This is a genomic window from Desulfovibrio desulfuricans DSM 642 (assembly GCF_000420465.1).
GTDB classification, from domain to species: Bacteria; Desulfobacterota; Desulfovibrionia; order Desulfovibrionales; family Desulfovibrionaceae; genus Desulfovibrio; species Desulfovibrio desulfuricans.
Map to the genome: position 1 here is coordinate 98454 of NZ_ATUZ01000020.1, position 14036 is coordinate 112489.

Annotated in this window: 8 protein-coding genes and 1 pseudogene; 8 read left to right on the forward strand and 1 reads right to left on the reverse strand. The window is 58.2% G+C overall.

Annotated elements, in window-relative coordinates; genetic code table 11:
* Nucleotides 1-110 precede the first annotated feature (110 nt).
* The 3 genes from G449_RS0115195 to ybeY are packed head-to-tail and all read left to right on the forward strand — an operon-like array spanning nucleotide 111 to nucleotide 3977.
* A complete protein-coding gene (locus G449_RS0115195) occupies nucleotides 111-1109 on the forward strand; it encodes a PhoH family protein (RefSeq protein ID WP_022660174.1) in 999 nt (332 codons plus the stop codon).
* A 19-nt stretch (nucleotides 1110-1128) separates the two neighbouring features.
* Nucleotides 1129-3510, forward strand: a complete 2382-nt coding sequence (locus G449_RS17505; RefSeq protein ID WP_022660175.1) for an HD family phosphohydrolase — start codon at nucleotides 1129-1131, stop codon at nucleotides 3508-3510.
* A gap of 5 nt (nucleotides 3511-3515) precedes the next feature.
* Nucleotides 3516-3977 carry an rRNA maturation RNase YbeY gene (ybeY, locus tag G449_RS0115205; RefSeq protein WP_051135477.1) on the forward strand — a complete coding sequence of 154 codons (462 nt, stop codon included), beginning with the start codon at nucleotides 3516-3518 and terminating at the stop codon, nucleotides 3975-3977.
* Between the two features lie 35 nt (nucleotides 3978-4012).
* Here the strand turns inward: ybeY and G449_RS0115210 are convergent, their stop codons facing one another.
* On the reverse strand, nucleotides 4013-5128 hold the full coding sequence (locus tag G449_RS0115210) for a tRNA nucleotidyltransferase/poly(A) polymerase-related protein (RefSeq protein ID WP_022660176.1): 1116 nt from the start codon (nucleotides 5126-5128) through the stop codon (nucleotides 4013-4015).
* Here G449_RS0115210 and G449_RS0115215 point away from each other — a divergent pair.
* The 5 genes and pseudogenes from G449_RS0115215 to G449_RS0115235 all read left to right on the forward strand — a co-directional run.
* Nucleotides 5127-5945, forward strand: a complete 819-nt coding sequence (locus tag G449_RS0115215; RefSeq protein WP_022660177.1) for a biotin--[acetyl-CoA-carboxylase] ligase — start codon at nucleotides 5127-5129, stop codon at nucleotides 5943-5945. The two genes, G449_RS0115210 and G449_RS0115215, sit on opposite strands and share 2 nt — an antisense overlap.
* Before the next feature lie 132 nt (nucleotides 5946-6077).
* Nucleotides 6078-9779: a pyruvate carboxylase gene (locus tag G449_RS0115220; RefSeq protein WP_022660178.1), complete on the forward strand. Its 3702-nt coding sequence runs from the start codon at nucleotides 6078-6080 to the stop codon at nucleotides 9777-9779.
* 97 nt (nucleotides 9780-9876) lie between these two features.
* The gene (locus G449_RS0115225; protein WP_022660179.1) at nucleotides 9877-13452 is read left to right on the forward strand and encodes a PEP/pyruvate-binding domain-containing protein; all 3576 of its coding nucleotides are present in this window, start codon (nucleotides 9877-9879) and stop codon (nucleotides 13450-13452) included.
* A gap of 140 nt (nucleotides 13453-13592) precedes the next feature.
* Complete coding sequence (locus tag G449_RS18675) at nucleotides 13593-13733, forward strand: hypothetical protein (RefSeq protein WP_281166559.1); 141 nt, start codon at nucleotides 13593-13595, stop codon at nucleotides 13731-13733.
* A gap of 24 nt (nucleotides 13734-13757) precedes the next feature.
* Nucleotides 13758-14015 (forward strand): annotated as a pseudogene (locus G449_RS0115235) (transposase); the annotation flags it as partial.
* Between the last annotated feature and the right edge of the window lie 21 nt (nucleotides 14016-14036).

Consider the following 14036-nt stretch of genomic DNA (forward strand, 5'->3'; position numbering starts at 1 on the left):
GGCCAGCTATATTTTTATTGTGGTTCTGGCGGGGTCGGCCCACCCATTAAAATATACAGGTTCCGAATCCAGTAATGGACAGCCCAACTGAAATAGGCTAGAGAGCGGCTATGGCAGTACATTCCTCCATGCTTGAGACCGTCGAATTCGACGATCCCGCCTTAGCCAATCAGCTATTTGGCCCTCACAATGCGCATCTTGAGCTGTTGGCCGCAGCCAGCGGAGCCTCCATAGGCAGCCGTGGCGCCAGCATTCTTATTGAAAGCCCAGACATGAACACGCGGCAGGTGCTGTGCAATGTTTTTGTGCAGTTGTACGAGTTGCTGCGCGGCGGATTGTCGCTGAGCCAGCAGGATATCGCCCGCAGTTACGAGATGCTGCGCACGGATCCCGGTCTGGATCTGGAAAAAATTTTCAAGGATGCTGTTTTTGTCAACACCCCGCGCAAAACGGTCACTGCCCGCAATGTTGCCCAGCGCACCTACCTTGACCTGCTGCGGCGCAATGAGCTTGTATTTGCGGTTGGCCCTGCCGGTACTGGCAAAACCTATCTTGCCGTCGCCATGGCGCTGTCCATGTTTCAGCAGCACCGGGTTAAACGCATTGTGCTGACGCGCCCTGCGGTGGAGGCGGGTGAACGCCTTGGCTTTCTGCCCGGCGATCTTGCCGACAAGGTCAATCCTTATCTGCGCCCGCTCTATGACGCCCTGCACGACATGATGCCCCAGCCCAAGGTGGCGTCCATGCTTGAGGTGGGTTCCATAGAAGTTGCGCCCCTGGCCTTCATGCGCGGGCGCACCCTTAACGATGCCTTTATCATTCTTGACGAAGCGCAGAATACCACGCAGGAACAGATGAAGATGTTCCTCACCCGCATGGGCTTTGGCTCGCGCATGGTTGTAACGGGCGACACCACCCAGATCGATCTGCCCATGCAGCCCGGCGGCCAGCGCCCACGTTCGGGCCTTATCCACGCGCTGAATATCCTTGCCAAAGTTCCAACCATCGCAGTGCATCACTTCACCAAGGCCGACGTAGTGCGGCATCCCTTGGTGGGAGCAATCGTAAACGCCTATGATAATGCAGAAAAAAGCGACACGTCCAGCTAGCATCCTCGCACTCTTTCGCATGTTGCGGGCCCGCCACCATTGTGGCCTGGGGCTTTCGGTACTTGTGCTCACCCTGCTTTTCATCAGCCTGCTTGCAGGGGGCAACTTTGAGGCTGTGCCTCGAGTGTACGTTGCCGGGCAAGTAGCGGATTCTGACGTCATTGCCGACCGCGACATCCTTGTTGAAGATGTGCAGGCCACCAAGGCCCGGCGCAAACAGGTGCAGCTTCTGCAACCGCCTGTCTATGATCTGAGTCTTGAACCCTTTATGGGCTTTCAGAACCGTATTGTGGAGATCATGCGCAGCCTGAACAACGGCATTGATTACCATGTCGGGGTCGAAGGCCCGCTGCACAGGCTGGTGGATGAACTGACACCCACCGTTGCTGACGAAATTCTGCCGGAACTCGCCCAGCCCGAAGCGCAGACATATCTGCTCAAGGTGCTGCTGCCCCAGATTCGCGACCATATGGCAGAAGGCCTTGTGGGCGACATACGCTCGGCCAGGGTTGACCGCTCTGGCGTTATAGTGCGCAATCTGGATACAAATACAGAAATATTGCGTCCGGACGTGGTCAATCTGCCCGATGTGCAATCGTATCTGGCGGAAATTTCTGCCCAGATACGGCAGGTTTCCACACTGAACCCGCAGTCGCGGCGCGCCATCAATATTCTGCTTTCCGCAACCATGCCTTCCACGCTGACGCTGAACCGGGAATCTACCCAAAAACGCAGCTCTGCCGTCATGTCCATGGTTGAGCCTGTGTATTATCAGATACAGAAGGGCGAGATCGTGTTGCGCAAGGGCGAGAGGGTCAGCCGCGAGCAGCAGATCAAGCTGCAAACGCTTTATAAATCCGCTTCCGACCCCATGCACTGGGATATAGCAGCTGGCGCCTTTTTGTGCTCGCTGGTGCTTTCCATCGGCTTTTTTGTTGCCCCCAGCGGCAAACCCGGCACTCCCCTGCGCTGCAAGGACATGCTGCTCATTTCCTTGCTTCTGCTGCTTTTCAGCGCCGGGGCAAAGGCTGTGTACGTGCTTGGCATGCGCATCGACAGCCATTCGTTCATCAATACGCTGGCCGTTGGCTACCCTGTGGCAGGGGCAGTGGGGCTGGTCGCCATGGTTTTTGCGGCCCGGCGCTACTGCACAATGGCCCTGTTGATCTCGTTCTTTACCATGCTCATGTTTCAGGCGCAGTTTTCGCTGTTCCTGCTCCATTTTCTCGGCGGCATGCTGGCCACATGGCTTGTGACCAATGCCCAGAATCGACAGGACGTGGTGTGGAGCATAGTGCCGCTGACCATCGGACAATCCATCATCTGGCTTGGCGCAACCCTGCTGGCCCAAAGCGCCCCCGGCGTCATGCCCACGCAGTTGCTGGCCGTGTTTATCAACAGCGTGCTTTCGCTCATTCTGCTCTTTGCCGTGAGTCCTGTGCTTGAAATCAGCTTTGGGTACAGTACCCGCTTCCGCCTCATGGAATTGATGAGCCTTGAGCAACCCCTCATGCAGGAGCTTATGGTAACAGTGCCCGGCACCTACCATCACTCCCTTGTGGTCGCCAACATGGTTGAAGCCGGGGCCAAGGCCATCGGCGCCAACAGCCTGTTGTGCAAGGTGGCGGCACTGTATCATGACGTGGGCAAGCTCTCGTATCCCGAATATTTCATCGAAAACCAGTTTGGCGGGCCCAACAAGCACGACAAGCTGGCCCCGTCCATGAGTGCGCTCATCCTGCTTTCGCATGTCAAAAAAGGCACGGAACTGGCCGAGCGGTATAAGCTCGGGCAGGATATTGCCGACATTATCAGTCAGCACCACGGCACAAGGCTCATACGCTTTTTCTACCAGAAGGCCCTGAACCAGGGCGAAAAACCGCGTGAATCTGATTTCAGCTATGTGGGGCCGCGCCCGCAAACCAAGGAAGCCGCCATCCTCATGCTGGCCGACTCCGTTGAGGCATCCAGCCGCACGCTCAACGATCCTACGCCCGCGCGCATCAAGTCGCACATTGACACCATCATCAAGGGCATCTTCTCGGAAGGGCAGCTGGACGAATCGGAGCTGACCTTTAAGGATCTGCACTTCCTGAGCGAAAACTTCCAGCGCATTCTGACGGGTATTTTCCATCAGCGCATTGCCTATCCTGACGCCAGAATCAATGATGCCACCCGGGCTGAAAACAAGCCCAACGGCAAAAACGGCTCTGCCCCTGCAACGCATGGCGCAACGGCCCTTACCCCCACGGGGCATGGCAAACCGTGCGGCGACAAGCCTTGTAACGGAGACAAACCCGCTGCGGCGCAATCGCCCGAAGTCAAAGCCCTGACGAACCAGCCGGAGAGCGCCAGACAGGCTGGCATACCAGCCATCCCTGAAGAAAAGGGGCAGGCATAGGAATCATGGGCGCAGTCAGGGACAGGCAACCACAGGCAACCGTGCGCATTTTTTGCCGCTATCCGGCCACAGCATGGATTCTGCCGCTTGACCGCAGACAGCAGCGCGCTGCTCTTTCGGCCATGCTTGCCGCCGCAGAGCAGGCCAGCGTGCCTGTTGTGCCCCCGGCTGTGGAACTGCATCTGGTCGATGATGCCGCCATGAGCGCAGCCAACAGGCGCAGCATGGGCTGTCAGGGCCCTACCAATGTGCTTTCCTTCCCCGGTGGCTGCGATAGCCCCGGCACTCTTCTGTTTTCACTGGATACGCTGCGCAGGGAATGCCTGCTGTACGGGCAGGAGCCGGGCGAGCACGCGCTACGCCTGCTGGCCCACGGAATGGCCCATCTGTGCGGGCTTGACCACAGCGCGCAGATGGATGCGGTGAGCGACTATTTCATGGTAGTCGCCGCCGAAGCAGTGGCTTGATGCGCCGAAGTCGCGGCCTGATTGTACAAAATTGGCTAGGCGGCCCGCTTTCTGCTCAGCGCCGCCAGGGCCATGCATTGCATTTCACGCAGCTTGCGGGCTGACTCTGCGCCCCGGTTGTGCCATTCTTCGGGCAGACGCACGGCGTTTATGGCCTTCAGGCCGGGGTAGGCCATGCTGCTCACAGGTGAGTTGCTGTCGGCATCCGCCAGCTTCCAGAAAGGACGCGAAAGCCCGAGCTGGTTGACCCGCCACAGCAGGTCACGGCTCGTGCCGGTGCGCAGGGTGGCAAACATGCCCGCCTTCATGTGTTCTTCCGCAGCGAGCGCCCCAGCCCTGGCATAGACTGCCGGCAGCCGCAGCCTTTTGGCAAGGTTCAGTGCAAGTGGCACGCCGCGAGCTTCGTGCCCATAATGATGGGGCAGCAGTGCAGGGTCTGTGCCAATTTTTCCGAGGTCATGGCATAATGCCATCCACACGGCCATGGCATCGCCCGCGAGTTCGTCCATCAGTCGCAGGCTGTGGCCCAACACGCTGTTGGCATGCCACTTCACGGGGCCTGCCGGAATATAGCGTGCGCGTTCGTGTTCTTCAAACCAGGGCGATAAACAATCCCCCTGTGCCAGAACGCGAAAAAATCGCGCCGGGCGCGGCAAGGCCAGCGCCTTGAGCATTTCCTTGGCCACACGCTCCGCCGGAATGGCCGCCAGCAAAGCCCTGGGCGTGGCGCGCATCTGATCAAAAGCCTCGCGGGCTATGCGCCAGTCGGGCCAGCGGGAGGCAAAGCGCGCCAGACGAAAAATTCTGGTGGGGTCATCCGCAAAGGCAGTGGATGAAGCCGGACGCATCATTTTATCGCGCAGGTCGTCAACCGCCTTGGGATGCATGTACAGCCGCCCCGCGCTGTCGAGCGCAAGGGCATTGATAGTGAGATCCCGCGCTGCAAGGTCAGATTCCAGGGTGCCACCCCGGAGGGGCATGCATTCGCGCCCGTGCCACAGGCAGACATTGACGCTTTTACCCACGCAGACCGCATCTGGATGAGCGGCCAAAAAGTCGCCCATGCTTCCTGAAAAGGAAAAATCCAGCTCCGTGGGCATACGCCCAAGCAAAAGGTCGCGCATTGCGCCGCCGACGAGGTAGAGTTCCATGCCCCCAGTATGTCACAGCCAACCGTTTGAGGGAAGCTCCCCCACTGGCGCTGACAAAAATTTTATTCCGCGTATCTGGCGCTTTGGCAAGGTCGGCTCTTGCCTTGATACCGCTGCAAACCTTGCGGCGCGGGGCTGGCTTGATCCGTGGGACTGTGTTCAGGTTGTCAGCCAGACAGCGGGGCGCGGGCAGTTGCGGCGTCAGTGGCATTCGCCTGCGGGCAACGTGTATGCGGCCCTGCGTCTGCCGCTTGCGCCCCCTTTTGACGGCACGGCGGCGGCCCCGGCAGTAGGTGCCCTGCTGGCCGAAGCGCTGGCAATGGACGGTTGGCAGGTGCGCCTGAAATGGCCCAATGATCTTGTGCTGTGTACGTCAGAAGACGAACCCAGAAAACTGGCAGGCATACTGCTGGAGGAGCGGGGCGGGGTGCTGCTGGCTGGCATTGGCATAAATGTGCACTGGTCGCCACCGGCGGAACAGATGCGAGCGGACGCCGCTCTGGAGGCAACCAGCCTTGCCGCCCAGTATAAATCCGCCACTTTTGCACCTCCAATGGCCGAAGCCTTGTGGCAAACCCTTGTAAAGCGCATGTTTTCAGCTTATATTAACTGCCACTCTTTTCCCGAGGGGTGGAGAGCCCGTGCGGAGTCTCTTTTGCTCTGGCGCGGCGAGAACGTGGAGCTGCGTGACGGTGACCGCATCGTACGCGGCTGGCTGGCGGGCCTAGGAACGTCAGGCGGCCTGTGTCTTAACATCAACGGACGGCTTGAGGAATTCATTTGCGGTAGTCTCCGGCTGAGCCCTGCGCGGGAATGACGCGGGATTATGGTCATTCCGGCATGGTTGGGCCTGGGGGCATCGCCGCCCAATGCGAAGCACTAAGCGTGTTTTCGCCGTCTAACGCCGGTGCGTGGGCAGAAATGCGCCGGTAGAAAAGGGCTGAAAGGCATGGCCAACAAGACATTCTCGGAAGTTCAGGATTTTTTGAAGGGCAAGGTAATACTGGTAGCTAACCGCGGTATTCCGGCCCGTCGCATTTGTCGTTCCATCCGCGAACGTTTTGACGCGGTAGCGGCAATGACTGCGACTGATGTGGACAAAACGGCCCCTGCGGCCTCAACGGCGCAGGAACTGATGCTGCTCGGGACAGACCCCCGCGCGTATCTGGATATTGACCGCATTATCGACAAAGCCAAACAACGTGGCGTAGTCGGCATTCACCCCGGCTGGGGGTTTGCTTCCGAGGACACGCGCTTTCCGCAGCGCTGCAAAGAGGCGGGCATCACCTTTATCGGCGCGACAGCCGAGGCCATGAACCTCTTGGGCAACAAGGTTCAGGCTCGAGAAGTGGCTCGCAAATTGGGCATTCCTGTTGTGCCCGGCTCTGAAGGAGCCGTGGATATTCCTACCGCCCGCCAGCTTATCAACGAGATCGGGCTGCCCATCATGCTCAAGGCAGAAGGGGGCGGCGGCGGTCGCGGTATTTTTGCCATTCATAACGAGGCTGATCTGGAAGACGCCTTTTTCAAGGCTTCCACCATGGCTCAGGCTTCGTTTGGCAATCCGCGCCTGTTTGTGGAAAAGTTCCTTGCCGATGTGCGCCACATTGAGATTCAGGTCATTGCCGACATGTACGGCAACGTGTTCGCCTTTGACGAACGCGATTGCACCGTGCAGCGCAACCACCAGAAACTCATTGAAATCACGCCTTCGCCCTGGCCGGGCATGACCAAGAACCTGCGCGACAGGCTCAAGGATTATTCCCGCCGCCTTGTGCGCGCCGTGGGCTACCATTCCCTTGCCACGGTCGAATTCCTCGTTACGCCTGACGGTACGCCGTACCTTATTGAAGTTAACACCCGTTTGCAGGTTGAACACGGCATCACCGAATGCCGCTACGGCATTGACCTTGTGGAAGAGCAGATCGCCGTGGCCTTTGGCGCGGAACTGCGCTACCGCGAAGAAAGCCAGCGTCCTTCGTACTGGGCCATGCAGGTGCGCATCAACTGCGAAAACCCGCAGGACAACTTCGCCCCCAATTCCGGCCTCATTTCGCGCTATGTGTCGCCCGGCGGCCCCGGCGTGCGCCTTGATTCCAATATCAGCGCAGGCTACGAGTTCCCCGCCAACTACGACTCTGCGGGCGCGCTGCTCATATCTTACGCCACTGACTGGGAAAAGGTGCTTGGCATCACGGAACGCGCCCTGAGCGAATATGTGATCGGCGGCATCAAGACCACCATTCCTTTCTTCCGTCAGGTCATCAAGCACCCCCTGTTCAAGCAGGGCGGCATCAATACCAACTTCATCGCCACGCATCCCGAGCTCATGGTTTACACCGACCTTGCGCCCGAAGGCGAGCGTCTTGCCAAGCTGGTGGCCGAGATTTCGGCCAAGGGCTTCAACCCCTACGTGCAGCTTGGCGAATACCGTTCAAGCTCAACGCCCTGTCTTGGACCCTTTGAGCCTGTGCTGCCGCCCATAAGCACGGCTGCGCGCCGTCAGCCTTCGCCCTATCCGCAGGGCGACCGCATGGCCACGCTGGACTATATCCGTGATTCCGGGCTGGTGCACTTTACCGACACCACAACCCGCGACCTCACGCAGTCCAACTCCGGCAACCGCTTGCGCCTTGCCGAAGACAGGCTCATGGGCCCCTACCTTGACAATGCGGGCTTTTTCTCGCTCGAAAACGGCGGCGGGGCGCACTTCCATGTGGCCATGCTGGCTAACATGACCTACCCCTTCACCGAAGCCAAGGAATGGAACCGCTTTGCGCCCAAAACCCTCAAGCAGCTGCTGGTGCGTTCCACCAACGTGCTTGGGTATACGCCGCAGCCGCGCAACCTCATGCTCAAAACGGGCGAAATGATTTGCGACCACTATCAGGTCGTACGTTGCTTCGACTTTTTGAACCATGTGGAAAACATGCGCCCCATTGCCGAAGTGGTCATGGACCGCAAGGACATTATCTTCCAGCCCGCCATTTCCATGTCATGGGCCAAGGGTTTTGACGTCAAGCACTACCTGGGCGTTACCGAAGCCATGCTCCGCATGGTGGGCGACATCATGGGTGCAAGCCCCAAGGAAGCCTCGCGCCACATCATTCTGGGCCTCAAGGACATGGCCGGCGTTTGCCCGCCGCGCTTCATGGACGAGCTGGTCAAAGCCCTGCGCAAAGCATGGCCCGAACTTGTGCTGCACTACCACAGGCACTATACCGACGGCCTTTTCGTGCCCTCCTGCGGTGCCGCGGCCAAGGCCGGTGCGCACATCATCGACGTGGGTCTCGGCTCTTCGGTGCGTTCTTATGGTCAGGGCGATGTGCTTGCCACCATGGCCTATATTGAAGACGAACTGGGCCTCAAGTGCAACCTTGATAAAAACGCCATCCGCGACGCCAACTTTGTCTGCAAGCAGATCATGCCCTACTACGACCGCTACTGCGCGCCGTACTTCCAGGGCATCGACTATGACGTAACGCGCCACGGCATGCCCGGCGGCGCCACTTCCTCCTCGCAGGAAGGCGCCATGAAGCAGGGGTACATTCACCTGCTGCCTTACATGCTCAAGTTCCTTGAAGGCACCCGCCAGATCGTGCGCTATCACGATGTTACCCCCGGCTCGCAGATCACCTGGAACACGGCGTTTCTGGCCGTTACAGGCGCATGGAAGCGGGGTGGCGAAGACGAAGTGCGCTACCTGCTGGAAGTGCTGGGTCAGATCACCCGCACCCCTGAGAAAGAGCTTACGGACGAAATGCGCCGCGCGCGCCTGAACATCTATCAGGACTGCAACGACGCCTTCCGCAACCTGCTCCAGGGCAAATTCGGCAAACTGCCGCTCGGCTTCCCGGCTGACTGGGTCTATCAGAGCGCTTTCGGCTCTGACTGGAAGAGCGCCATGGCGGCCCGCACAGAGGCTTCGCCCCTTGAATCGCTGGCAGAAGTGAACCTTGCAGCCGAAGAAAAGGCCTGCGCCGAAATTCTGAAGCGCAAGCCCAACGATGAAGAGTTTGTGCTGTACCTTAACCATCCGGCAGACGCGCTCAAGACCATCCAGTTCAAGTCCAAGTTCGGCGATCCCAACAACCTGCCTTTGCACATATGGTTCGAGGGTCTGAAAGTCGGCCAGGATCTGTACTTCAACGACAGCAGCGGCAAGCCCCATCATCTTTTGCTGCTCAGCATCTCCAACCCCAACGATGCGGGCATCTCCATCTGCCGTTATGTGCTCGACTCCGAATTCATGAGCTGCGAGGTTCAGGTTCGGCAGCCTTCGGGCAACGGCGCAAAGAGCACGATTATGGCCGACACTGCCAACAAGTATCATGTGGGCGCGCCCAGCAACGGCGATCTGTGGGTCATGTATGTGCATCCCGGTGATGTGGTCAAGGCGGGCGAAGAGCTCTTTAACGTCTCCATCATGAAGCAGGAAAAGGCCGTTCTGGCCCCCATTGACGGCATGGTGAAACGTGTGCTTAAAACCGCCGATTTCAAAGAAAACAAGCAGATGGTTTCGGTCAGAGAAGGTGAGCTTATTGTGGAGCTGGGGCCTGTGCCGCGCATATGCGGCAACGAGGCCTGCGGTCAGCCCATTCCTATGGATAACATCGCATTCTGCCCCTATTGCGGTGTGCGCGTAAGTTAATTACTACGCTCACTACTGGAATTTGTGGACAGTTCCTTAGTGGCGATATACAATTTCCAAGGTTGTAAAGCTTCTGTTTCCCAAACCGGAGGAAGACATGGCTAAGATTCCCGCCGCCAAACCTGCGCAGAACAAACCCAAGGGCGCAGCGCCCGAGGCAGTTCAGAAAAAACTGGTGCTTGATGGTGCCGAAATTGTGCAGATTGGTCCCGAAGCGGAGTTGCTTGTTGGTGGTAAGAACTACAACACTGCCCTGATCAGTCAGATTCAGGGCATTCAGGCGCCCCATTTTCGCGCCATCTCATCCATTGCCTTTCATCATCTGCTTGATGAAACAAAGGTCAATGGGCGTGTGGTACGCAGCGTGGTGGACCGTGAATACGGGCGCATTGACTGGAACGACCCCGAAATCAACCAGGATCCGGACTTCTTGCAGAAGTTCGTGCGCCAGCTCGGCAAGCAGATTCATCAGGCCGCGCTGGCGGAAGGCGAGCAGACCAATACCAAGCTGCGCACCTTTATCAATAATATAGTCGAAGGTTTCGCCACCTCTCCCGAGGGCATCGACCAGTTGCGCAAGCGCTCGGTCATGGTGCAGGCGGCCATTTTGTCTGTTGAAGTGCCGAACGATGTTGCGGAAGCCGTGCGCGGCGCATACCGCGACATCTGCCGCGAAAATGAAGACGACATGACCCCCGTGGCCGTGCGTTCTTCCGCTGCGGGCGAAGACTCGCGCAAGAAGGCCTTTGCCGGTCTCCAGGATACCTACCTGAACATGGTGGGTGAAGACAAAGTAGTGGAAGCCTACCATTGGGACTGTTCTTCTGCCTACAATCTGCGCTCCATGACCTACCGCCGCGAGGCCATCCTTGACGCGCTGGCCAAGGCCGAAGAAACCGGCGACGAGAGCATTGCTGAAAACGCCAAGCTTGAGTGGGCCATTGAGCACACCTCGCTTTCTGTCTGCATGATGCAGATGATCAACCCCGTGATTTCCGGTACGGCCTTTTCGGCTGATACCGCCACGGGCTGCCGCGGCACAGACCGCCGCGAACTGGTCAGCATTGATGCCAGCTATGGCCTCGGTGAGGCCGTGGTGGGCGGCAAGGTGACGCCTGACAAGCTTTATGTCTTCCAGCGCGATGACGGCGGCGAAGTTGTGATCCGCCAGATGGGCTGCAAGGACATGAAAATCGTCTATGACGAACGTGGCGGCACCCGTGAAGTGGAAGTTTCCGAGCTTGAGGCTCTGCGCTGGGCGCTTTCGCTCAGCCAGGCCGAACGCGTAGCCCAGGGTGTGCGCTCCGTCAGCAAGGCTTACGGCGGCATCATCATGGATACGGAATTCTGCATTGACGCCAACGACAAGCTCTGGTTCGTCCAGGCGCGGCCCGAAACCCGCTGGAACGATGACCTTGAGCTGCACCCCCATACCATCTTCATGCGCCGCCGCGAGGTGGACGCCAAAGCCGCCGCCGAAGCCGAAGTGCTGGTGGAAGGCAATGGCGCTTCACGCGGTGCGGGTCAGGGTACGGTGCGCTTTTTGCGCTCCGCCCTTGAACTGAACAAGATCGCCAAGGGCGATGTGCTTGCCGCCGAACGCACCGACCCGGACATGGTGCCGGGCATGCGTGTGGCATCGGCCATTATGGCCGATGTGGGCGGCGACACGAGCCACGCGGCCATTACTTCGCGCGAGCTTGGCATTGCCGCCATTATTGGCATTCAGCGCCTCGACATCCTGCGTGCGCTCGACGGCGCGGAAGTGACTGTTGACGGCACACGCGGCAAGGTCTATCGCGGCCTTTTGCCCCTGCACCTTGTAGGCGGCGAAATGGATCTCTCCAAGCTGCCCCTTACCAAGACCAAGGTCGGCCTTGTGCTGGCCGATGTGGGTCAGGCGCTGTTCCTCTCCCGTCTGCGTAACTTCCCCCAGTTTGAAGTGGGCCTGCTGCGCGCGGAATTCATGCTTGGCAACATCAGCATCCATCCGCAGGCACTGGAAGCCTTTGACAACGGCGAACTGGAAAATGTGGTGCACAGCAAGCTGAAAGAGCTTGAAAACCGCCTTTCCAAGGTGCTGCGCGAGCAGATGGCTGCCGGTCTGATCGTGTTCAACTTCAACCTGCGTGAATACGTGGGCGAAGTGACCGGCCTTGCCGCAGAAGTTGAAGCCTTTGCCGAAGCGAGCAAGAGCCTGAATGCGGAAGAAGTGCTGATGCAGCACCGCAAAATGCGCGAACTGGATCACAAGGTTGACCAGCACCTCGAAATGGCCTCACGCCGTATTGAAGTGCTCAAGACCTCCAATGATCTGGCCGACCATGTTCGCATCATCATGGGTTACGATGACGCTCTGGCCCTGCTGAATCCGGCTGACCCCGAATCCGCCAAGCGTGTTGCCGAAATCGAAGCCACTGTTGAAGAACATGTGCGCCGCATCAAGGATCTGCCCGCAGTCACCAAGTTGATGGACAACATCAACCATCTGCGTGAAGAAGTGAGCCTGCGCTCCGGCCTGAAAAAGGAAATGGACGACCTGCGCAACCTGACGGACAAAATTCGCGGCATCATCAAGTCCCGCGGCTTCCGTACCGGCAAGGAGCATTACGTTCAGACCCTGGCCCAAAACCTGGCCCTCTTTGCCATGGCCTTCTACGGCAAGCCCATCACGTACCGCACAACCGACTTCAAGAGCAACGAATACCGCAATCTGCTGGGCGGCAGCCTCTTTGAACATACCGAAGACAACCCCATGCTTGGCTATCGCGGCGTTTCCCGTAATATCCATGATTGGGAAATTGAAGCCTTCAAGCTGGCCCGCGGCGTATACGGCGGCTCCAACCTGCGCATGATGCTGCCCTTTGTGCGCACTCTGGAAGAAGCCCGCTCCATGCGCAGCTACCTTGAGCAGGTTCACAAGCTCAAGAGCGGTCAGGACGGCCTGAAGATCATTCTCATGTCCGAGCTGCCTTCCAACGCCATTCTGGCCAAGCAGTTCATCTCCGAGTTTGACGGCTTCTCCATCGGCTCCAACGACATGACCCAGATGGTGCTGGCGACAGACCGCGACAACTCGCGCCTGTCCCACATCTATGACGAGGAAGATCCTGCTGTTGTCTGGGCTATCCTTGTCAGCATATTCACTGGACAGAAGTACGCCAAGAAGGTGGGCTTCTGCGGTCAGGGCGTGTCCAACAGCATCATCCTGCGCGGTCTGGTCGCCATTGCGGGCATAACCTCCGCCTCTGTGGTGCCGGATACCTACTACCAGACCGTGTTCGACATCGCCTCTGTGGAAGGGGAAAACCATTCTGCCGCCGACCTCGGCAAGTGGCTTGCCGCCCAACACCACAAGCGCCTTGCCGATCTGATGGAAAAGACCGGTTACGGTCATATCCTCAAGAAGTACAAGGAACCGCAGGATATTCAGGAATGGTACGAGGGCGAGTTGCAGCGTCGGCACGAACAGTTCCGCGAGCACCTCGACACCCCCAAGGAAGCATTTTACCGCGCTGAATTGCAGAGCTTCCGTTCCACTTTCCACAAGCCCGTGATCTACGCCACCTGGAACTGGAACGAAACGGTTGAGGATGCCCTGCATCACTCCGGCTTCCAGAACTTCGAGGAGCAGGCCAAGGCTCTGGAATACTCCCGCACGGTCAACGACTAGCGCAAGCCGGTCACTGCCGACTGATACACCAAGGCCCGGATCTCAGGATTCGGGCCTTTTCGCATACAGCGGAATGGGTGACGCAATCTCTGGCTTCAAAAACCTTTTTCTGCTTGCAGGAGAATCATATGCGTATGTGGATGTTGCCCCCTGAAGGCATGTGCCGCAAACATTTGCTGGGCGAACATGTGGAACTGCATATGCTTCTTGGCAGCATGCGGCGCGGCAAGAGTATTGAGGGTTTGACCCTCCCCCCGAAAAGTATGCCATTGAAAAGTTAGTGTTCCTGACATAGGAGCACAAGAATGAAACGTAGCAGATTCACCGAAGAACAGATTATTGGAATTTTGCGGCAAGCCGAGGCTGGAGTTCGCGTTGTCGATCTATGCCGTCAGCATGGCATCTCGGATGCGACCTTTTACAAGTGGCGCAGCAAGTTCGGTGGAATGAACATCTCTGACGCAAAGCGATTACGCCAGTTAGAGGAAGAAAACGCACGGCTGAAAAGACTTGTAGGCGAGCAGGCACTTGATATTGTCGTCCTAAAGGACGTGATCTCAAAAAACTTTTGAAGCCCGCAGCCA